This is a genomic window from Roseateles sp., assembly GCF_039595595.1.
Lineage (GTDB): Bacteria > Pseudomonadota > Gammaproteobacteria > Burkholderiales > Burkholderiaceae_C > Roseateles.
The window spans coordinates 154680-174096 of record NZ_JBCNLG010000010.1; the positions used below are offsets into that span (position 1 = coordinate 154680).

Consider the following 19417-nt stretch of genomic DNA (forward strand, 5'->3'; position numbering starts at 1 on the left):
ACCCGCAGGCGGCCCGCGAGGCAATGGCTATTTGTAGTGCCGGTGCCATAATCCGCGCCGTTTTGCCTGCCTTCCCGCCCTCCGGCGGCACCCGCCCTTTGGCCACAGACAAAGAACTCAACGACTTTCTCAAATCCGTCGATCGCCGCGCGTTCAAGCGCACGGTCTACATGGTGCGAGACGAGGACGCCGCGCTGGACATCGTCCAGGACGCCATGATCCGCCTGGCCGAGAAGTACTTCGACCGCCCCGCGGCCGAGCTGCCGATGCTGTTCCAGCGCATCCTGTCCAACGCGACGATGGACTGGTTCCGGCGCCAGAAGGTGCGCAACGCGGTCTTCAGCAACCTGTCGGACTTCGAGGGGAGCGACCCCGGCGACGACTTCGACCTGCTGGAGTCGCTGGAGACGCAGGAAGGCTCGATGGGGTCGCTGTCGGCCGCCGACGAGGTCTCGCGCGTTCAGGTGCTGGGCGCGATCGAAGAGGAAGTGGCCGCCTTGCCGGCGCGTCAACGGGAAGCCTTCCTGCTGCGTTACTGGGAGGAACTCGACGTCGCCGAGACGGCTGCGGTCATGGGTTGCTCCGAGGGCAGCGTGAAGACACACTGCTCCCGCGCCGTGCATGCGCTGGCCAAAACGCTGAAAGCCAAGGGAATCTCGCTATGAAGAAGAACACGCCAGGAACGCCGCTGCCGCTGGAGGCTGAAGCGCGCGTGACCCGTTTCGGGTTGCGGGTGGCTGCCGGCCTGACCGAGCAGAGCGAGACCTTGTCCGGCGACATCCAGGAGCGGCTGCGCTTCGCGCGTGAGCAGGCGCTTGCCAAGGCGATGGCCGCGCGGGCCGCGGCCCCGGCCCAGACCGCGTCCGACGCGCGTCAGGTCGGTGGCGGCACGCTGGCGCTGGGCGGTGGCGAGAAGACGCCGCGCTGGCGCAAGGCCGCCGCGCTGCTGCCGCTGGCGCTGCTGCTGGGGGGCCTGCTGCTGATCCAGCACAGCCAGTGGTACGAGCAGATCCGCAGCGCGGCCGAGCTCGACACCGAGATGCTCTCCAAGCCGCTGCCGCCGGCCGCTTACAGCGATCCGGGCTTCCGCGAATACCTCAACGAGGACCGCACCGACCCCAACACCCCCGCCAGCGCCGAAGAGGGCGAGAAGTCCGACGAAGCGAAATCGTCGCAGTGAGGCGGTGCGTGGTCAGACTCCCCACCTCTCCGCTCTTTCCCGGCCTCGGTGTTTTCCCTGATCTTCGCGACTGGCGTCCGCTGCCGCGCTGCCTGAGCCTGGCGGCCGTCTGCGGCGCGCTGGCCATGAGCGCGGCTGCGGTGTCCGCCCAGGAGACGGCGGCGTCCGCGATCGCTCCCGCTCCCCGCGCTTCCTCGACCATCCATCACGCCGGCCCGGCGACCGGGCCCGGCGCGCTCGTCGTCGGTCAGAACTGGGCGTCGCTGAGCGCCTCGCAGAAGGAGGCGCTCGCGCCCTTGGCCAAGGAATGGGACCAGCTCGACGGCGCTCGCAAGGGCAAGTGGCTGGAGATCGCCGCGCGCTACCCCTCCCTGTCCGCCGAGCACCAGCAGCGCCTGCGCGAACGCATGGCGGAGTGGGCGCAGATGTCGCCGGCCGAACGTCAGCGCGCGCGCATCGGCTACCAGCACGCCAGCGAGCTGCGCACGCCGGAACAGGAATCGCAATTGCGCGCCAAGTGGGAGGCCTACCAGGCGCTCCCGGCCGAGAAGCGCCAGCGCCTGGCGGAACGGGCCGCCGAGAAGGCCTCGGCCGCCGGCCTCGAGGGCTCGTCCCGTCCGAACCGCGGCCATGCGCCGATCGGCCGTGCGCCGCTGAGCTCGGCGGCCAGCCCGACCATCGTCCAGGCCCTGCCCGGCGCGACCACGGTGCTGCTGACGCAGCGCGCCGAGCCGCCGCTGCCCGGCGCCAGCGCGGCCCCCGGCCGGCCGCTGCGCTCGCCGCGCGATGCCAGGCTCGACCCGAACACACTGCTTCCCCGGCGCGACGGAGCCAGCCGCTAAACTGGCCGGATGACCTCCGCCCCTGTTGCCCCTGCTGCCGGCGACGACGCGCCGCCGGGCCTGATGCGCCGCCTCGCCGCCTTCATTTATGAAGGCGTCGTGCTGTTTGGCGTCGTCTTCATCGCCGGCTGGCTCTACTCGACGCTCACCCAGCAGCGCAACGCGATGGTCGGCCAGCACGGCCTGCAAGCCTTCCTGTTCCTGGTGCTGGGCATCTATTTCATCTGGTTCTGGTCGCGCGGCGGCCAGACCGTGGCGATGCGCGCCTGGCACCTGCGCGTCGTCGACACCCAAGGCAGACCGCTGACCCAGGCGCGCGCCACCGCGCGCTACCTGGCGTCCTGGCTCTGGTTCCTGCCGGCGCTGGCCAGCGTGCACCTGCTGGGCCTGGACCACAGCACCGGCGCGATCTTCGGCGCCATGGCCGCCGGCATCGCCGGCTATCTGCTGCTGGCCCGGCTGCATCCGCAGCGCCAGTTCCTGCATGACGTGCTCTGCGGCACGCGCCTGGTGACGCGGCGCCCGCCGCCGCGCGCCTCGTCGGCCCTGCCGGCCGGTGATTCCTGAGATCTCTTCTTCCCCGACGATGAGCAACCCCCACAAGGGCCGCACCGGCCTGAACCGCATCCTGCACGCGGCTGGCTATTCCTGGGCCGGCCTGGTCGCCGCCTACCGTGGCGAGAGCGCCTTCCGCCAGGAGACCTGGCTCACCATCATCGGCGCGCCGCTGGCCTTCTGGGTCGGCAGGGACTGGGTGCAAGTCGCGCTGCTGCTGGGCTCGCTGCTGCTGGTGCTGATCGTCGAGCTGCTGAACTCCGCGGTCGAGGCCGTGGTCGACCGTGTCTCCTTCGAGCTTCACGAACTCAGCAAGCGCGCCAAGGACATCGCCAGCGCCGCCGTGCTGCTGTCACTGCTGCTGGCGGGCGGCGTGTGGGCCGCGGCGCTCTGGCAGCACCTGCGCTGACGGCCGCGAGCGCTGGTCAGCGCGGAATGAACAAGGGCGGGACGCCAACCGGCGCCCCGCCCTTGCTGTTTCTCGCGTTCTGAAAAGCGGCGATCCGAGGATCAGACGGCGGCTTCGTCCTGTTCGCCGGTGCGGATGCGGATGACCTGCTCGACGGCGGTGACGAAGATCTTGCCGTCGCCGATCTTGCCGGTCTTGGCGGCCTTGAGGATGGCGTCGATGCAGCGGTCGACCTCGTCGTCCTTGACCACGACCTCGACCTTCACCTTGGGCAGGAAGTCGACCACGTACTCGGCGCCGCGGTACAGCTCGGTGTGACCCTTCTGGCGGCCGAAGCCCTTCACTTCGGTGACCGTCAGGCCGGAGGCGCCGACCTCGGCCAGCGACTCGCGCACTTCGTCGAGCTTGAACGGTTTGATGATGGCGGTGATCTGTTTCATCGCGGGCTCCGAGAGAGGGAAATGACAGGCGGGACTGGCGGTGATTTAAGCACGGAACGCCCGGCCGGGGCGCCCGCCATTGGAGAAGGGAGTCATCGCGCGCCCGGCCGCGCCGGCCGCTTCAATCCGGGATGCGGTCCAGGTCCGCGAGCCACACGGCCGGCTCGGAATCGCTGGGCGCGCGCCAGTCGCCGCGCGGCGACAGCGAACCGCCGCTGCCGACCTTCGGCCCGTTGGGCACGCAGCTGCGCTTGAACTGGCTGCCGCGGAAGAAGCGGCTGACGAAGATCCGCAGCACGCGCTTGATCTCGGCCAGCGGGTAGTCGTTGCGCTGCACGTGCTCGCCGTCGGGCCAGTCGCCGCGGGCCTTGTCGCTCCAGGCGTGGCGCGCGAGGAACGCGATCTTGGCCGGCGCGTAGCCATGGCGGATCGTGTAGAACAGGTTGAAGTCCTGCAGCTCGTAGGGGCCGATGCGGTCCTGCGTGCTCTGCAGCGCCGCGCCGGCGTCGCGGCCCTTGCCTTCCGCGGTCGCGGCGTCCGCGCGCACGTCCTGCGGGACCAGCTCGGGGCTGATCTCGGTATCGAGGATGTCCAGCAGCACCTCGCGTCCGGCGTGGCCGAGCTGCTCCGTCTCCGCGACCCAGCGCACCAGGTACTGGATCAGCGTCTTGGGCACCGACCCGTTCACGTTGTAGTGCGACATATGGTCGCCGACGCCATAGGTGCACCAGCCCAGCGCGAGTTCGCTGAGGTCGCCGGTGCCCAGCACCAGCGCCCCAGTGTGATTCGCCAGGCGGAACAGGTGGCTGGTGCGCTCGCCGGCCTGGACGTTCTCGAAGGTGACGTCGTAGACCGGCTGGCCGTTCGCGTACGGATGGCCGAGGTCCTTGAGCATCTGCTCGCAGCTGGGGCGGATGTCGATCTCGCGGGCCTCGCAGCCGATCTCGCGCATCAGGCGCAGCGCCTGGTCGCGCGTGCGGGTGCCGGTGGCGAAGCCCGGCATCGTGATGCCGAGGATGTTCGACCGCGGCCAGCCCATCTGGTCCATCGCGCGCGCGGCCACCAGCAGCGCATGGGTCGAGTCCAGTCCGCCCGAGATGCCGATGACCAGCTTGTGAATGCCGCTGGACACCAGGCGCTGGACCAGTGCCTGGACCTGGATGTTGAAGACTTCGTTGCAGCGCTCATCGCGGCGCTGGCGGTCGGCCGGCACGTAGGGGAAGCGCTCGACGCGGCGGCGCAGCGGCAGCGGCTGGGCGCGATCGATGCCCAGTTCGAACTCGACGGTGCGGAAGGTCTTGAGCAGCGGGGCGTGGTGCCGCACCGAATCGCCGAAGCTGGTCTGCCGCATGCGTTCGCGCGAGAGCCGCTCGAGGTCGACATCGGCCGCGACCAGTTGCGAGCGGCGCTGGAAGCGTTCGCTTTCGGCGAGGAAGCTGCCGTTCTCGTAGACCAGGGCCTGGCCGTCCCAGGCCAGGTCGGTGCTCGATTCGCCGGCGCCGGCCGAGGTGTAGACGTAGGCCGCGAGACAGCGCGCCGACTGCTGCCCGACCAGTTGATGCCGATAGCCCGACTTGCCGACGGTGATGTTGGAGGCGGACAGGTTCACCAGCACGGTCGCGCCGGCCAGGGCGGCGTAGGAGGACGGCGGGATGGGGGTCCACACGTCCTCGCAGATCTCGACGTGCACGCGCAGCAGCGGCAGGTCGCTGGCCGCGGCGACGATGCGCGTGCCGAAGGCCACGCGCTGGCCGAGCAGCACGATCTCGTCGCTCAGCGCCTCGTCGGCGGCGTTGAACTGGCGGGCTTCGTAGAACTCGCCGTAGTTGGGCAGGTAGCTCTTGGGCATCACCGCGAGCAGCCGGCCGCGCTGGAACACCACGGCGCAGTTGAAGAGCCGATGCTCGATGCGCAGCGGCAGGCCGACGATCGCGACGGTCGGCAGGTCCTTGGACACGCTCAGCAGATGGGCGAGCGCCGCTTCGCAGCCGTCGAGCAGCGCGCGCTGATGGAACAGGTCGTCGCTGGTGTAGGCCGCCAGGCCGAGCTCGGGGAAGGCGGCGACGGCCGCGCCATCGGCGGCGGCCTCACGCAGCAGCTGCGCGGTCTGCTCGCCGTTGAAGGCCGGATCGGCGACCCGGCACAGCGGGATGCCGACGGCGACGCGGGCGAAATCGTGGGTGTAGAGGTTGTCGAAAGACGGGCCCGCGGCGGCGGGCGAGGAGGTCGTTGACGCTTGCATGGCGAGCATCCTGCCACCAAAGCGAGGGCTTTGAACTTGCCCCTAAGATTTGCCGCGCATGACCGCCCCGCCCTCTTCTTCCCCCCTGCCCGCGGCGGACGCCGTACAGCCGCTGATCCGCGTCGACGACGATCCCGCCGCACTGCCGCGCGATCAATGGAACGCGCTGCTGGCGGCCGCGCCGCTGCCCTCGCCGTTCATGAAGCTCGAGTACCTCGAGGCGATGCAGGCCTCGGGCTCGGCGGTGGCGAAGAAGGGCTGGCAGGCGCAATTCATCAGCGTCTGGGACGAGGGCACGCTGATCGCGGCGTGCCCGGCGTATCTGAAGGGGCATTCGTACGGCGAGTACGTCTTCGACTGGGCCTGGGCCGATGCCTACGAGCGCCATGGGCTCGCGTACTACCCCAAGCTGCTGGTGGCGGTGCCCTTCACGCCGGTGCCGGGCAGCCGTCTGCTGGCGCGCGACGAGGCGGCGCGGCAATGGCTGGTGAAGGCGCTGCGGGCGCTCGCGGCGCGGGCGGAGCTGTCGTCGGCGCATGTGCTGTTCGGCGACGAGCGCGACCAGCGCGCGCTCACCGGCGAGGGCTGGCTGGCGCGCCAGCAGGTGCAGTTCCACTGGACCGGCGACGGCGTGCCGAGGTCCTTCGCCGACTACCTCGCGACGCTGCACCGCGACAAGCGCAAGAAGATCCAGCAGGAGCAGCGCAAGGTCGCCGCGGCCGGCATCCGCTTCGAGTCGCTGCGCGCCGGCGCGATCACGCCCGGCGACTGGGACTTCTTCTACGAGTGCTACACGCGGACCTACCTCGCCCACCGCAACAAGCCCTACCTGACGCGCGACTTCTTCGCCCGCATGGCCGCCGACATGCCGGAGCACTGGCTGATGTTCGTCGCGCGCGACGAGCAGGGAGCGCGCGTTGCGGCGTCGCTGGTGGCGATCGATGAATCGCAGCGCGCCGCGTATGGGCGCTATTGGGGCTCGACGCGCTACATCCCCAACCTGCACTTCGACGCCTGCTACTACCAGCCCCTGGCCTGGTGCCTGGAGAACGGCTGGCGCCGCTTCGAGGGCGGCGCGCAGGGCGAGCACAAGATGGCGCGCGGGCTGATGCCGGTGGCGACGTACTCGGCGCACTGGCTCGCGCACTCGCAGTTCCGCGAGGCGGTCGCCGATTTCCTCCGGCGCGAGGGCGAGGCGATGGAGGAATACATCGATGAGCTGGAGCGGCATCAGCCGTTCAAAGCCGCACCGGAGCTCGAACGTCCCGATTGACATCCATGAATGGCGAACCATCGTTCGCATCCGGCGCCTGCACTTCGCATCCAGGGCCTAGGGCATCCACGGTGACCTCGACACTGCCGACCGGCCATGCGGCCGTCCGCACGTTTGATGGACACACCAAGGAAATACGGATGGGATGTTTTTCCTCCAAACCCCTCAGCCCGCGGGCCTCTGACGCAGTGCTCAGGCGAACTGGGGCTTTCGAAGCCAATTCGTCCTCTTCAACAGGCTCCTCGCCCGCCGCTGGCACGATGGGACACCATGCGCTATCGCCGCGAGGCGCGAGCCCGTCGGCGCAAGGCGCGTCCCCTGGGCCTCGCGCGGCGCTGGCGTCCTCCTCCCGCTCGGGTCACTCGACCATCGGACTGCAAGGGGAGTCCTACGTGCAGCGGAATGGGGAGGTCCTGCCTTCGATCAACACGCTGCCCAAGGCAGCGCGCGCGGCGTTCCTGACGAAGCATGATCCGGTCAGTCAGCTGAAGCTGACCGATGCGTCGGAGTTCTTCCGGGCGACGGAAAGAGACCGTATCCAGGACGGCCGGTTGGAGGGTCATCCAGCCGCGGGCGCCACCATCAGGAACCACCTCGCCCTCGCGCCCAATCCGTACATGCCGGGGCAGTTCATGCCGGCAACGATGTTGGCGCTCCATCTGCCGGATCCGGCGCTGAACGTCATGTTCGGTCCCGACGCCTACCAGGCCGCGATGAACTATGCGTCCACCCATGGTCGCGTGCCGGTCAAGATGACGCTCGGCGATATCCGCCGCGCGGGCGGCGGTGACGTCTTCCTCGACGTCCGGGCGCCGTCGGGCCAGGACGACAGCGCTCGCGCGCTGATCGTCACGCTGCCCGCCGGCGCGTCGGTGCCTGTGACCCGCGTTGATTGAGCGGGAGCGGCCAGCACCGCGCGGCCCGCGCGCATCAGGCGCGGCTGCGCTCCTCCAGGGCCAAGGACGCGAACGCCAGCAGCGAGGCGACGTCCTCCTTCATCTTGAAGGCCGTCGGATCGCGGTGCATGCCCACGCGCATGCAGACCGACCGCACCAGTTCAGGCAACAGGGACGCGTTCCAGCCGCCGACATCGATCTGCTGCTGGATCTCCCAGGCCGCGCCGAACACGGCGGAGCGCCGGTCCCCATCCGGGCTCATGAAGGCGATGGTCTGATCTCCCTGGAGCTTCAGTCCGCGCAAGTGACGACAGGTCGCGAGCAGCGCCCCCGGCGCGATGGCCTCATCGCGCGCACCCGGGATCCGCAGCCAGGCCATTCGCTGCTCGAGGGCCCCGGCACCGCGCTGCTCGCCATCCACCGCGACAGAACAATCGGCCGCGGCCGCCCGGCCATCGGCGCCCTTTCGATGCGGCTGCATCACCGCCGTGACGTCGCGCAACAAGGCGTCCGGGCCCAGCTCCGGCATGCGCTTCTCCAGCACGTGCCCCGTGAGACTGGTGTTCGCCGCCTTGAAAGCCACGGTGTGGTGCTCCAGAACGGCCGGCGCAGTGCTGCGCATGCAGTGATTGAGCCGGCCCGCTTCATCGCGATCACCGACATCGACCACCACGGCCACCCGGTGTTCGGCACAAGCGGCTGCCCAGGGGATCGAGTCCCGCACGCGCGGCGAAGCCATCACCAGGCTGCGGGCGCTGGACATCGATCCGCTCGACAGCCACGACGCATGCAATTGCCCCGCCGCCTTCGCGGCAGCCGGGTGTGTCACCTCGACGCGCGTGGCCAGCGGCAGCGGACGTTCGGGTGCCGCGCTGGCCGCGAACGTCTCGGTCGTCGGCGACCGGCGGCCCGGGCCGAGATCGGCCGCGATGGCCGCGTGGACGGCGCCGGCCTCCTTGAAAGCGGCAGTCCAGCGGGCGGCGTACGCACCGCTCCAGCGGGGCGGCGGGCGAAGGGCCTCGGCCCCGGGCGACTCGCAGGCCGGGGAGGTCGAGGAAGACAGCGCTTTGCGCAGAACGGACACCAGCTTCATGGGATGACGGGCAATTCGTTGAACGAGCCCGTCAGTTGTCACGAGACCACGTCCGCATGGACGATCAATGCGCCGAATTGTTCGATTCGAGGTTCTGCCGGGCCAGTGATCGCCTGTCCACCGATCTCGTTCCTCACACGAACCGGCGTGGCTCGAAACGCCAGAAAAAAAGCGCCCCGCGGGGCGCTTTCTCGAGGAGCTGGCCGGATCAGGCCTGCTGGGCCTTGGCGTAGTTGGCCATGCCGTCGGTGATTTCCTTCTTGGCGGCTTCGGGGCCTTCCCAGCCCTTGACCTTGACCCACTTGCCAGCTTCCAGGTCCTTGTAGTGCTCGAAGAAATGCTGGATCGCCTTCAGGCGCATCTGGTTGATGTCTTCCGGCTTGGTCCAGTGCTCGTAGATCGGCAGGATCTTGGTCGTGGGCACCGCCAGCAGCTTGGCGTCGCCGCCCGCTTCGTCGTCCATCTGCAGCACGCCGATCGCGCGGCAGGTCACGACCACGCCCGGCGTCAGCGGGAACGGCGTGATCACCAGCACGTCCACCGGATCGCCGTCATCGGCCAGCGTCTGCGGGATGTAGCCGTAGTTGCACGGGTAATGCATCGCCGTCGTCATGAAGCGGTCGACGAACAGCGCGCCGCTTTCCTTGTCGACCTCGTACTTGATCGGGTCGGCGTTCATCGGGATCTCGATGACGACGTTGAACTGCTCGGGCGCCTTCGCGCCGGGGGTGACTTTGTGCAGGCTCATGGTGGTGGACAGCGGTGAATGCGGAGGAATCCCGGAGCGTTCCGGAAAAGCCGCGATTCTAGAGGCTCGCCCGAATGGCCCCTGACGCGCCTGCCGAGACGCCTGCGCCTGCCGCCCCGGCGCCGGACTCCGTCATCAGGTCGTCAGACTGTGCGCCGGCCGCTCGCCGGCCAGCGCCTGCGCCAGGCTGGCCAGCACCATCTCGCCCATCGCCGCCCGCGTCTCCTCGGTGGCGCTGGCGCGATGCGCCTGCAGCACGACGTTGTCCATGTCCAGCAGCGCGGCCGGGACATGGGGCTCGTCGGCGAAGACGTCCAGGCCCGCGCCGGCGATCCGCTTGTCCCGCAAGGCAGTGACGAGATCGGCCTCCTTGACCAGCCGCCCGCGCGCGACGTTGATCAGGAAACCCCGCGGTCCGAGCGCGTCCAGCACCGGCGCGTCGATCAGGTCACGCGCCTGGTCGGCCGCGGCGCAGAGGACCAGCGCGTCGCTGTCGCGGGCGAGCTGGACCAGATCCGGCTCGAACGCCCAGGGCACCCCGGGCATCTCCTTGAGGTCGGTGTAGCGCACCGGGCAGCCGAAGGCGTCCAGGCGCTGCGCCACCGCGCGGCCCACGCGCCCCAGACCCACGATGCCCACCCGCATCCCGCTGACCCGCCGCCCCAGCGGCAGCGCGCCTGGCTGCGGGAACTTCGGCCACAGGCCGCCGCGGACGAAGCGATCGACCGCGCCGAGGTGACGGCAGGTCATCAGCAGCAGGCCCAGCGCCATGTCGGCCACGTCCTCGGTCAGCGCGCCGAAGGTGCCGGTCACCGGCAGCCCGCGCGAACGGGCGTAGGCCAGATCGACCGCATCGGTGCCGACGCCATTCACCGCCACCACCTCCAGCGCGGGCAGCCGTTCCATCATCGCGCGCGAGATGCCGGTGTGCCCGCCGGTGATCACACCGCGCATCGATGCGCCATGCGCCGCGAGATACGCGTCCGGATCGGCCTGCTCGAACAGCCGGTGCATCGTGTACAGCGCTTCGAGCCGGGCGTTGATGGCCGGCACGAGGATGGGATTGAGTTGGAGGATGTGAGGCTTCATGGCGATTCCTGTTGGCGATGGCGTCATTCGGGCTGGATGCCGGCGGTCTTGATGACCTCGCCCCAGCGCTTGTATTCGGCGGCCTGGAAGCTCGCGAGCTCGGCCGGCGTGGAGGTGAAGGGCTCCATGCCGTTCTGCTCGACGAAGCGCTTGACGGTCTCGGCCGTCATGGCCTTCTGCATCAGCGCGTTGATGCGGTCGATCACCGACGCCGGCGTGCCCGCGGGCGCGTAGACGGCGTTCCAGTAGCTGATCTCGTAGCCGGGCAGACCGGCCTCGGCGATCGTCGGCAGCTCCGGCACCAGCGGCGAGCGCCGGGGACTGCTCACGCCCAGCGCCTTGAGCTTGCCGGCCTTGACCTGCGGCAGGCTGGTCGTCAGGTCCACGATCATCAGGTCGACCTGTCCGCCCACCAGATCCACCATCGCCTGCGGATTCGCCTTGTAGGGCACGTAGGTCAGCTGCGTGCGCGTCATCTGCTGGAAGAGCTCCGCCGCCACGCGCGCCGACGAGCTGCCCGCGCCGAAGGTCAACTGCTGCTTCCTGGCGATCGCGGACAGCTCCGTGACATTGCGCGCGGGCAGGCGCGGATTCGTCACCAGCAGCAGATAGCCCTTGACCAGCGCGCCCACCGGGGCGAAGTCCTTCACCGGGTCATAGGCGAGCTTGCGGAACAGATGCGGATTGGCGGCCTGCGTCGTGTTCGTCGTCATGAACAGCGTGTAGCCGTCGGCGGCCGCGCGGGCCACCGACTGCGCCGCGATGCCGCCGCTGGCGCCGGCCTTGTTCTCGACGATCACCGGCACCTTGGTCGCGGCGGTGATCTCCGTGCCGATGGCGCGGGCCAGTCCGTCGGTGGTGCTGCCCGGACTCGAGCCGACGACGATGGTGATCGGCTTGGCCGGAAAGGCGCCCGCGCTGGCGGACTGGGCGAACGCGCCCGCGGACGCGAGACAGGCGGAAGCGAGGATCGAGCGCACGGCGGCGCGGCGGGTGGGATGCATGCGGTTGTCTCCGAGGGGTCCAGGATCGGCATCGCGAGCGCTTCTGACTGGTGCTCGTCGATGTCGCGTGGACTCATGCTGGCAGTGGCCGAATGACGGGTCAATATTGATCATCAAGATCAACGTGACCCGATGAACACGGCCGTTATTTCGACGTAGTCGCCTGTTTCGCGGTCTGTACGTGGTTGACGTTGACGATTACATTGACGGACCGATCAACGATTCCGCGGACGAACGCGCCCGGCCGATGCCCACCTGGATGACCCTGGACGAAGCGCGCGATGCGCTGGGCGTGCGTCCGCAGACGATCTACGCCTACGTCAGCCGCGGCCGCATCGGCGTGTCGCCCGATCCGGAGGACTCGCGCCGCAGCCTCTATCGCGCCGAGGACGTGAAGGCGCTACTGCGCCGCAAGGAGACGGGACGCACGCGCGAGACCCTCGCGGCGACCACGCTGTTCGGGGCCGAGCCCAGCTTGCCGACCTCGATCTCGACCTTCTCCGGCGGCCGGCCGTTCTATCGCGGTGTCGATGTCGTCGAGCTCGCGGCGACCGCCACGCTCGAGGACGCGGCGCGTCTGCTGTGGAACGTCGAGCAGCCGCCGCGCTTCCCGAGTCCCCCGGCCGTGAAAGGTCCCGCGATGACGCCGGCGCTGCAGGCCGTCTCCGCGCTGCCGGCCGGCCGCGCCCGCGCCTTCACCGAACTGGCCGCGCTGACCGCGACGGGCCATTCGACGCGCGGCCGCGTCGCGCGCGTACTGGCCGAAGAGGCCGCAGCGCTCGTGGGCCGGCTGGCGTGCGCCTTCGGCGCCTCGGACGAGGACGCACGGCCGCTGCACGAGCGCCTGGCGCGCGGCTGGGGCCAGTCCCGCGCCGTCGCCGCGCTGCTGCGCAAGACCCTGGTGCTCGCGGCGGACCACGAGATCACCAGCTCCGCGTTCTCCGCGCGCATCACCGCATCGACCGGCGCCTCGCTGCCGGCCTGCCTGCTGGCCGGCCTGACGACCTTCTCCGGCCCGCTGCACGGCGACGCCTCGGGCCGCGTGCGCGCGCTGTTCGACGAGGTCGAGCGCGACGGCGCGGACGCGGTGGTCCATCGCCATCTCTCCTCGGCGACGCCCATTCCCGGCTTCGGCCATCACCTCTATCCGGATGGCGATCCGCGCGCCGCGTCGCTGCTGGCCGACTTCAAGCCGCCGGCCGCGATCGCACGGCTGATCGAGCGCGTCGTCGCGCTGACCGGCCTGCCGCCTTCGATGGACGTGGCGCTGGCGGCCCTCGCGGCGCGCCACCGTCTGCCCCGCGACGCGGCTTTCGCCCTCTTCGCGATCGCGCGCAGCGTGGGGCTGCTCGCCCACAGCATGGAGCAGCTCGGCGTCGATTCGGTGATCCGCCCGCGCGGCCGCTACACCGGCCCCCGCGCGGCGCAGCCGGCCGATCCGCGCAAGGCCCGCCGCAAGCGTTGATCGGCCCCGGCCGGCCGGCCGGGCGTCAAGGACGCGTAAAACCTGCCGCCCCGGCAGACGCCATGCCCGGGGGCCAGTCCTTGCCTCACTCCCGCGACACGGCCCCGCAAAGCCTGACACCACACTTGCAAGGGCCGGCGATCCGCTGGTAAACGCTCATGCCATGCGAGAGGCCCGGCCTTAGCATGATCCGACGGACTGTTGCTGTTGCGTGCGCGCAGGCCCGGCGCCCGCTGGATGGAACGTCTTCACAGGATGGCGATCAGCGAGAGGAGACACACACATGTCGACGAGTTTGGCGCTGTACTTCGCGTTGGCCTGCGGGCTGGCGGCGGTGCTCTATGGCTTTATCCAACGCAGCTGGATCCTGAGCCAGGATGCCGGCAATCCGCGCATGCAGGAGATCGCCGGCGCGATCCAGCAGGGCGCCGCGGCCTACCTGGCCCGGCAGTACCGCACCATCGCGATCGCCGGCGTCGTGCTGGCCGTGCTGATCGGGATCTTCCTGAAGTGGCAGACGGCGGTGGGCTTCATCGTCGGCGCGGTGCTCTCCGGCGCCTGCGGCTTCATCGGCATGAACGTCTCGGTGCGCGCCAACGTGCGCACCGCCCAGGCCGCCACCCAGGGCATGGCCCCGGCCCTGAACGTCGCCTTCAAGGGCGGCGCCATCACCGGGATGCTGGTGGTGGGGCTCGGCCTGCTGGGCGTGGGCCTGTTCTTCATGTGGATCAGCCAGAACGGCACCCATGCCGACAGCGACACGCTCAAGCCGCTGCTGGGCCTGGCCTTCGGCTCGTCGCTGATCTCGATCTTCGCGCGGCTGGGCGGCGGCATCTTCACCAAGGGCGCCGACGTCGGCGCCGACCTGGTGGGCAAGGTCGAGGCCGGCATCCCCGAGGACGATCCGCGCAATCCGGCCGTGATCGCGGACAACGTGGGCGACAACGTCGGCGACTGCGCCGGCATGGCGGCCGACCTGTTCGAGACCTACGCCGTCACGCTGATCGCAACGATGGCGCTGGGCGCGCTGACCTTCGGCGGCATGTCCGCCGCGGCGCTGGTCTATCCGCTGGTGCTGGGCGGCGCGTCCATCATCGCGTCCATCATCGGCTGCGGCTTCGTCAAGGCCAGCCCCGGCATGAAGAACGTGATGCCGGCGCTCTACAAGGGCCTGATCGTCGCCGGCGTGCTGTCGGCGATCGCGTTCTGGTTCATCACCCGCGCGCTGTTCCCGCAGGACCTGACGCTGCCCGGCGGCCAGACCATCGGCGCGACCGCGCTGTTCCTCTCCTGCCTCGTCGGCCTGGCGCTGACCGCCGGCATGGTCTGGATCACCGAGTACTACACCGGCACCGACTACAAGCCGGTGCAGCACGTGGCGCAGGCCTCCACGACCGGCCACGGCACCAACATCATCGCGGGGCTGGGCGTGTCGATGCGCTCGACCGCCTGGCCGGTGCTGTTCGTGTGCATCGCGATCGTGGTCGCGTACAAGCTCGCGGGGCTCTACGGCATCGCCATCGCGGCGACCTCGATGCTGAGCATGGCCGGCATCGTCGTGGCGCTGGATGCCTACGGCCCCATCACCGACAACGCCGGCGGCATCGCCGAGATGGCCGAGCTGCCCGAGAGCGTGCGCGACATCACCGACCCGCTGGATGCCGTCGGCAACACGACCAAGGCGGTGACCAAGGGCTACGCGATCGGCTCGGCCGGGCTGGCCGCGCTGGTGCTGTTCGCCGACTACACCCACGCGCTGGAGTCGCAGGGGATGACGGTCAGCTTCGACCTGAGCAACCACATGGTGATCGTGGGGCTGTTCATCGGCGGCCTGATCCCCTACCTCTTCGGCGCGATGGCGATGGAAGCGGTGGGGCGCGCGGCGGGCTCGGTGGTGGAAGAGGTCCGACGCCAGTTCCGCGACATCAAGGGCATCATGGAAGGCACCGCCAAACCGGAGTACGGCCGCGCCGTCGACATGCTGACCGCCGCCGCGATCAAGGAGATGATCGTGCCGTCGCTGCTGCCGGTGATCGCGCCGATCGTCGTCGGCCTGGCGCTGGGGCCGGCGGCGCTGGGCGGCATGCTGATGGGGACCATCGTCACCGGGCTGTTCGTCGCCATCTCCATGTGCACCGGCGGCGGCGCCTGGGACAACGCCAAGAAGTACATCGAGGACGGCCACCACGGCGGCAAGGGCAGCGATGCCCACAAGGCCGCGGTGACCGGCGACACCGTCGGCGACCCCTACAAGGACACGGCCGGCCCGGCGGTCAATCCGCTGATCAAGATCATCAACATCGTGGCGCTGCTGATCGTGCCGCTGCTGCCGGCGGTGGGCATCACCGGGCCGGCCGCGGGCGGCCACACGCCGCCGGCGGTCACCGCGCCGGCCGCGGACGCCTCGATGCCGGCCGGCGTGCCGGAGGTGGTGGCCAGCGGGCCGACCGAAGGCGCCAGCGCCCCGGCCACGGAGGCCAGCGCGGCATCCGCGCCCTGAGCTTGGTGAAAACGCTGAGAAAAACAGCCCCCCAGGGGGCTGTTTGCGCTTTGAAGGGCCCTGCGGGCGCGGCAAAATCCGCGATCAGCACCACCATCGATCCGGGACTCCGCTCAACATGCTCAGCCAGGCCATCACGCCGCGCGAATTCGAACGCCGCCGCGAGCAGTTGGCCGAGCTTCAACGCTACCTCGCCTCGCAGGAGGCCGAGTACGCGGACTGCCGGCAGTGGATGCAGCGCTTCGTGGATCGCTACGTCGGCGCGCTGGGCCCGCTCTACATGGAGCTGGACGCCCTCGAATCCCAGCTCTACTGCGCGATGCGCTACCTGCACGAGGCCCTGGCCCGCAACGGGCTGGAGCACCGCGCCCCCGAGCCCCCGCGCGCCACGGCGATGCCGCAGCTGCCGATGCTCCCGGCCGGCGCCCCGCTTCCGGCGGAGCCCGAAGGCGGACTGATCCAGGTCGGGCCGCCCCCGCTGAAGACGCTGTACCGGCGCGCCGCGAAGCGGCTGCATCCGGACCTGGCGCCCGATGACGCCGAGCGCGCCCGCCGCGAACGCAAGATGGCCGAGGTCAACGAGGCCTACGCCGCCTGCGACCGCGGCCGCCTGGAGGCGCTGCTGCTGGCCGCCGGCGAAAGCCCGGTCAAGGTGCGCGGCGGCGACGCCGACGCGGTGATGGAATGGCTGCGCGGCGCCGAGCGCGCCGTGCAAGGCCGGCTGCGCGTGGTCCAGGCCCATCTGGCGCTGCTGAAGAACCACGCGATGCATGAACTCGGCGCATCGATCGAGCGCGCCGAGAAGAAAGGCCTGGATCCGCTCGCGATCATGGCCAGCCGGCTGCGCGCCCAGATCACCGAGCGCCGCCAGGAGCTCTACATCGGCCAGCGCCTGCAGCCCGCGTCCAGCATGGCCGAGGCCTTCCTGCGCCAGCGCCAGCAGCGCATGGGGGGCGGCATCGCCGCCTCGCTCTGACGCGCGGCCCGCTCGCGCCGTGCCGCTGCGTTTCGCGCCGTCCGCGGACGTTCCGTCGCAAGGGCATGGCCCCTCCCGCGCCGCCGCGGGACAGTCGCGTCCATCACGACACGACCTGGAGCCCGACATGCACGCCACCCCCTCCCTCCTCGAGATCCTCGGCCACATCCCGCTGTTCGTCTGGGCGATCCTCGCCATCATCCTGTCCATCGGCATGAAGCTGACTCGCACGACCCGCGTCGCGACGCGGCGCGTGGTGCTGCTGCCGCTGATCTGGCTGGCCTTCGGCGCCTGGGGCGTGGACAGCGGCCCCGGCCTGCTGAGCACGGCCGGCGGCGCCTGGGCGCTGGCCCTGCTGGCGGGCGCCGGCCTGGTGCGCGCGCTGCGCTGGCCCGGCCAGGTGCGCTTCGACGCCGCCACCCAGCGCTTCATCGTTCCCGGCAGCTGGATCCCGCTGGCGCTGATGCTGGCCATCTTCGCGCTGAAGTTCTATGCCGGCATGACGCAGGCCATGCATCCGGGCGTCGCCGCGCAGTTCGGCTTCGCCGCCGGCACGAGCGCCGCGTTCGGATTCCTCAGCGGCTGCTTCCTGGGACGCTCGCTCGGCATCCTCGCCGCCCGTCCCCGCGCCGACACGGCGATCGCCGCCTGACCGCGAGCGCCTGCGTCCCCACGACCGCCCCGCTCTTCCTCGCGCCTCGAATGACTTCCACCGCCCGTCCGCTCTCTCCCCGCTGGTGGCTCAAGCAGTTGCTGATCGTGGCCGTCATCGCGGTGGGCGTGTGGGCGGTGCTGGTCTCGGCATTCCGCCAGCCGCCGGCGATGACCTTGATCTACTGCTTCTTCATCTCGCTGTGCTGCGCCAGCGCGATCTCGGCGCTGCGCTACGGCCTGGCCTGGCTGCGGCGGACCGTGCGGCGCCGCCTGGGCCTCGCCGCCCGGCCGGATGCGCCGGGCGTGGACGCGTCAAGCGCTGCAGACGACGCGGGCTGGCCGGGCTGGCCGCTGATGCTGGTCAGCCTCGTGCTGGGCACCGCCGTGGGCTACTCGGCGGGCGTGGCCATCGCCAACGCGCTGACCGGCGAGCAGGCGCATACCCTGATGTCGATCCCGCTGCGCCGCGCGCTGGGCGTGATGGTGGTGTCGCTGATCCCCGGTTTCGCCGCCACAGGCTTCTTCCTGCACCGCCACCGCATGGCCGCCGCCTCGGCCCAGGCCGAGACACTGCGCCGCCAGGCCGCCGAGACGCAGCTGCGTCTGCTGGAGTCGCAGCTCGAGCCGCACATGCTGTTCAACACGCTGGCCAACCTGCGGGTGCTGATCGGCATGGACCCCGAGCGGGCGCAGGCGATGCTGGATCACCTGATCGCCTTCCTGCGTGCGACGCTGTCGGCCTCGCGCGCCGAGCGCCACACGCTGAAGGACGAGTTCGCGCGGCTGGACGACTACCTGGCGCTGATGCAGGTGCGGATGGGCGCGCGGCTGCGCTTCTCGTTCGAGCTGCCGGAGCCGCTGGCCGGCGTGCTGGTGCCGCCGCTGCTGCTGCAGCCGCTGGTGGAGAACGCGATCAAGCATGGCCTGGAGCCGCATGTGGGCGGCGGCATGCTGACGGTGCGCGCGGCCCGCGACGGCGACCAGTTGCAGCTGGACGTGGAGGACGACGGCGCCGGCTTCGATCCGGCCGCCGTGCCCGCGCCGGGCGGCGGCTTCGGCACGGCGCAGGTGCGCGAGCGCCTGGCCGTCGCCTGCGGCGCGCAGGCCAGCCTGACGCTGCGCCGCCGCGAGCACGGCGGCACGCTCGCCCGCATCCGCATGCCGCTGGCCGCGCCCTCCTCTCCCGCCGCGGCAGCTGCCGCGCCCTCTTTCCCCTCGATCTGAGAGTCCCATGCCCACCGCCCTGATCGCCGAAGACGAAGAACTGCTGGCCGCCCATCTGCGCCAGGAACTGCGGGCGCTGTGGCCCGAGCTGGACGTGGTGGCGATGGCCGCGCATGGCGAGGAGGCCGTGACGCTGGCCTTGCGGCACCGGCCGCAGGTGTGCTTCCTCGACATCCGCATGCCGGGCATGACCGGCCTGGAGGCCGCCGCGCAGTTGGCGGACGAGTGGCCCGACGGGACGCCGTTCCCGCTGCTGGTCTTCGTCACGGCCTACGACCAGTTCGCGCTGCAGGCCTTCGAGCGCGCGGCGGTCGACTACGTGCTCAAGCCGGTGCAGCGCGAGCGGCTCGCGCAAACCGTGAGCCGGCTGCAGGCGGCGCTCGCGCAGCGGCAGACGCCGCCCGCGGCGCTCGAGTCGGCGATCGAGCAACTGCGCGGCCTGCTGGGCGGCGGCATGCCCGCGCCGGCAACGCCGGCCGGCAGCGCGAGCGCTTCAGGCCTGCTGCGCCACCTGCAGGTCGGCGTTGGCGACGCGATCGTGATGGTGCCGGTCGACGAGGTCGTCTACCTGGAAGCGGCCGACAAGTACGTCCGCGTGCTGACCGCCGATCAGGAGTACCTGGTGCGCATCTCGCTGCGCGAGCTGCTGCCGCAGCTGGATGCGCAGCGCTTCTGGCAGGTGCACCGCGGTCACATCGTGCACGTCGACGCGATCGATCGCGTCCTGCGCGACGACACCGGCAAGCTGACGCTGCGGCTGCGCCAGCGGCCGGAGAAGCTAGCGGTGAGCCGGATGTACGCGCATCTCTTCAAGGCGATGTGAAGCG

Annotated in this window: 19 protein-coding genes; 13 read left to right on the forward strand and 6 right to left on the reverse strand. The window is 70.4% G+C overall.

From position 1 onward, the window contains the following. The first annotated feature begins 98 nt into the window (after positions 1–98). The 5 genes from ABDW61_RS14530 to ABDW61_RS14550 all read left to right on the forward strand — a co-directional run bounded on the left by ABDW61_RS14530 (position 99) and on the right by ABDW61_RS14550 (position 2986). Positions 99–665, forward strand: a complete 567-nt coding sequence (locus ABDW61_RS14530; RefSeq protein WP_343639641.1) for an RNA polymerase sigma factor — start codon at positions 99–101, stop codon at positions 663–665. After that, on the forward strand, positions 662–1180 hold the full coding sequence (locus ABDW61_RS14535) for a DUF3619 family protein (RefSeq protein WP_343639586.1): 519 nt from the start codon (positions 662–664) through the stop codon (positions 1178–1180). The genes ABDW61_RS14530 and ABDW61_RS14535 overlap by 4 nt, the downstream gene beginning before the upstream one ends. Before the next feature lie 125 nt (positions 1181–1305). Then, a complete protein-coding gene (locus ABDW61_RS14540) occupies positions 1306–2022 on the forward strand; it encodes a DUF3106 domain-containing protein (RefSeq protein WP_343639588.1) in 717 nt (238 codons plus the stop codon). A gap of 9 nt (positions 2023–2031) precedes the next feature. Then, the gene (locus ABDW61_RS14545; RefSeq protein WP_343639589.1) at positions 2032–2589 is read left to right on the forward strand and encodes an RDD family protein; all 558 of its coding nucleotides are present in this window, start codon (positions 2032–2034) and stop codon (positions 2587–2589) included. Positions 2590–2608: 19 nt separating this feature from the next. Continuing rightward, positions 2609–2986 carry a diacylglycerol kinase gene (locus ABDW61_RS14550; protein ID WP_343639590.1) on the forward strand — a complete coding sequence of 126 codons (378 nt, stop codon included), beginning with the start codon at positions 2609–2611 and terminating at the stop codon, positions 2984–2986. A 101-nt stretch (positions 2987–3087) separates the two neighbouring features. On the opposite strand, the gene ABDW61_RS14555 is transcribed toward ABDW61_RS14550, so the two are convergent. Continuing rightward, positions 3088–3426: a P-II family nitrogen regulator gene (locus ABDW61_RS14555; protein WP_343639592.1), complete on the reverse strand. Its 339-nt coding sequence runs from the start codon at positions 3424–3426 to the stop codon at positions 3088–3090. Between the two features lie 121 nt (positions 3427–3547). Then, positions 3548–5668 (reverse strand): NAD(+) synthase, encoded by a 2121-nt coding sequence (locus ABDW61_RS14560; protein WP_343639593.1) that lies wholly within the window; start codon positions 5666–5668, stop codon positions 3548–3550. Between the two features lie 58 nt (positions 5669–5726). On the opposite strand from ABDW61_RS14560, the gene ABDW61_RS14565 reads away from it, so the two are divergent. Further along, a complete protein-coding gene (locus tag ABDW61_RS14565; protein WP_343639595.1) occupies positions 5727–6941 on the forward strand; it encodes a GNAT family N-acetyltransferase in 1215 nt (404 codons plus the stop codon). A gap of 71 nt (positions 6942–7012) precedes the next feature. Then, a complete protein-coding gene (locus tag ABDW61_RS14570; RefSeq protein WP_343639596.1) occupies positions 7013–7837 on the forward strand; it encodes an AvrPphF family type III effector in 825 nt (274 codons plus the stop codon). Positions 7838–7871: 34 nt separating this feature from the next. On the opposite strand, the gene ABDW61_RS14575 is transcribed toward ABDW61_RS14570, so the two are convergent. From ABDW61_RS14575 to ABDW61_RS14590, 4 genes are all read right to left on the reverse strand, one after another. Further along, the gene (locus tag ABDW61_RS14575; protein WP_343639597.1) at positions 7872–8930 is read right to left on the reverse strand and encodes a hypothetical protein; all 1059 of its coding nucleotides are present in this window, start codon (positions 8928–8930) and stop codon (positions 7872–7874) included. Between the two features lie 208 nt (positions 8931–9138). After that, positions 9139–9678, reverse strand: a complete 540-nt coding sequence (gene ppa, locus ABDW61_RS14580) for an inorganic diphosphatase (protein WP_343639598.1) — start codon at positions 9676–9678, stop codon at positions 9139–9141. A gap of 135 nt (positions 9679–9813) precedes the next feature. After that, positions 9814–10767: a 2-hydroxyacid dehydrogenase gene (locus tag ABDW61_RS14585; protein WP_343639600.1), complete on the reverse strand. Its 954-nt coding sequence runs from the start codon at positions 10765–10767 to the stop codon at positions 9814–9816. Between the two features lie 23 nt (positions 10768–10790). Beyond that, positions 10791–11771 carry a tripartite tricarboxylate transporter substrate binding protein gene (locus ABDW61_RS14590; protein WP_343639602.1) on the reverse strand — a complete coding sequence of 327 codons (981 nt, stop codon included), beginning with the start codon at positions 11769–11771 and terminating at the stop codon, positions 10791–10793. Positions 11772–12018: 247 nt separating this feature from the next. Between ABDW61_RS14590 and ABDW61_RS14595 the strand changes: the two genes are divergently transcribed. From ABDW61_RS14595 to ABDW61_RS14620, 6 genes are all read left to right on the forward strand, one after another. Continuing rightward, positions 12019–13236, forward strand: coding sequence for a citrate synthase family protein (locus ABDW61_RS14595; RefSeq protein ID WP_343639604.1), 1218 nt, complete (start codon positions 12019–12021; stop codon positions 13234–13236). Positions 13237–13519: 283 nt separating this feature from the next. Then, complete coding sequence (locus ABDW61_RS14600; protein ID WP_343639605.1) at positions 13520–15736, forward strand: sodium-translocating pyrophosphatase; 2217 nt, start codon at positions 13520–13522, stop codon at positions 15734–15736. 118 nt (positions 15737–15854) lie between these two features. Continuing rightward, a complete protein-coding gene (locus tag ABDW61_RS14605) occupies positions 15855–16712 on the forward strand; it encodes a J domain-containing protein (RefSeq protein ID WP_343639606.1) in 858 nt (285 codons plus the stop codon). A 127-nt stretch (positions 16713–16839) separates the two neighbouring features. Beyond that, positions 16840–17364, forward strand: coding sequence for a DUF6622 family protein (locus ABDW61_RS14610; RefSeq protein ID WP_343639607.1), 525 nt, complete (start codon positions 16840–16842; stop codon positions 17362–17364). A gap of 50 nt (positions 17365–17414) precedes the next feature. Next, a complete protein-coding gene (locus ABDW61_RS14615) occupies positions 17415–18590 on the forward strand; it encodes a histidine kinase (RefSeq protein ID WP_343639608.1) in 1176 nt (391 codons plus the stop codon). Positions 18591–18597: 7 nt separating this feature from the next. Beyond that, positions 18598–19413, forward strand: a complete 816-nt coding sequence (locus tag ABDW61_RS14620) for a LytTR family DNA-binding domain-containing protein (RefSeq protein WP_343639609.1) — start codon at positions 18598–18600, stop codon at positions 19411–19413. The last annotated feature ends 4 nt before the right edge of the window (positions 19414–19417 follow it).

Bases quoted from the DNA above. Each gene is read 5' to 3' on its own strand.
- ABDW61_RS14575 (WP_343639597.1), bottom strand. From the start codon at position 8,930: ATGAAGCTGGTGTCCGTTCTGCGCAAAGCGCTGTCTTCCTCGACCTCC.
- ABDW61_RS14600 (WP_343639605.1), top strand. From the start codon at position 13,520: ATGTCGACGAGTTTGGCGCTGTACTTCGCGTTGGCCTGCGGGCTGGCG.
- ABDW61_RS14560 (WP_343639593.1), bottom strand. From the start codon at position 5,668: ATGCAAGCGTCAACGACCTCCTCGCCCGCCGCCGCGGGCCCGTCTTTC.
- ABDW61_RS14610 (WP_343639607.1), top strand. From the start codon at position 16,840: ATGCACGCCACCCCCTCCCTCCTCGAGATCCTCGGCCACATCCCGCTG.
- ABDW61_RS14615 (WP_343639608.1), top strand. From the start codon at position 17,415: ATGACTTCCACCGCCCGTCCGCTCTCTCCCCGCTGGTGGCTCAAGCAG.
- ABDW61_RS14595 (WP_343639604.1), top strand. From the start codon at position 12,019: ATGCCCACCTGGATGACCCTGGACGAAGCGCGCGATGCGCTGGGCGTG.
- ABDW61_RS14565 (WP_343639595.1), top strand. From the start codon at position 5,727: ATGACCGCCCCGCCCTCTTCTTCCCCCCTGCCCGCGGCGGACGCCGTA.
- ABDW61_RS14605 (WP_343639606.1), top strand. From the start codon at position 15,855: ATGCTCAGCCAGGCCATCACGCCGCGCGAATTCGAACGCCGCCGCGAG.
- ABDW61_RS14550 (WP_343639590.1), top strand. From the start codon at position 2,609: ATGAGCAACCCCCACAAGGGCCGCACCGGCCTGAACCGCATCCTGCAC.
- ABDW61_RS14590 (WP_343639602.1), bottom strand. From the start codon at position 11,771: ATGCATCCCACCCGCCGCGCCGCCGTGCGCTCGATCCTCGCTTCCGCC.
- ppa (WP_343639598.1), bottom strand. From the start codon at position 9,678: ATGAGCCTGCACAAAGTCACCCCCGGCGCGAAGGCGCCCGAGCAGTTC.
- ABDW61_RS14620 (WP_343639609.1), top strand. From the start codon at position 18,598: ATGCCCACCGCCCTGATCGCCGAAGACGAAGAACTGCTGGCCGCCCAT.
- ABDW61_RS14540 (WP_343639588.1), top strand. From the start codon at position 1,306: ATGAGCGCGGCTGCGGTGTCCGCCCAGGAGACGGCGGCGTCCGCGATC.
- ABDW61_RS14585 (WP_343639600.1), bottom strand. From the start codon at position 10,767: ATGAAGCCTCACATCCTCCAACTCAATCCCATCCTCGTGCCGGCCATC.
- ABDW61_RS14535 (WP_343639586.1), top strand. From the start codon at position 662: ATGAAGAAGAACACGCCAGGAACGCCGCTGCCGCTGGAGGCTGAAGCG.
- ABDW61_RS14545 (WP_343639589.1), top strand. From the start codon at position 2,032: ATGACCTCCGCCCCTGTTGCCCCTGCTGCCGGCGACGACGCGCCGCCG.
- ABDW61_RS14555 (WP_343639592.1), bottom strand. From the start codon at position 3,426: ATGAAACAGATCACCGCCATCATCAAACCGTTCAAGCTCGACGAAGTG.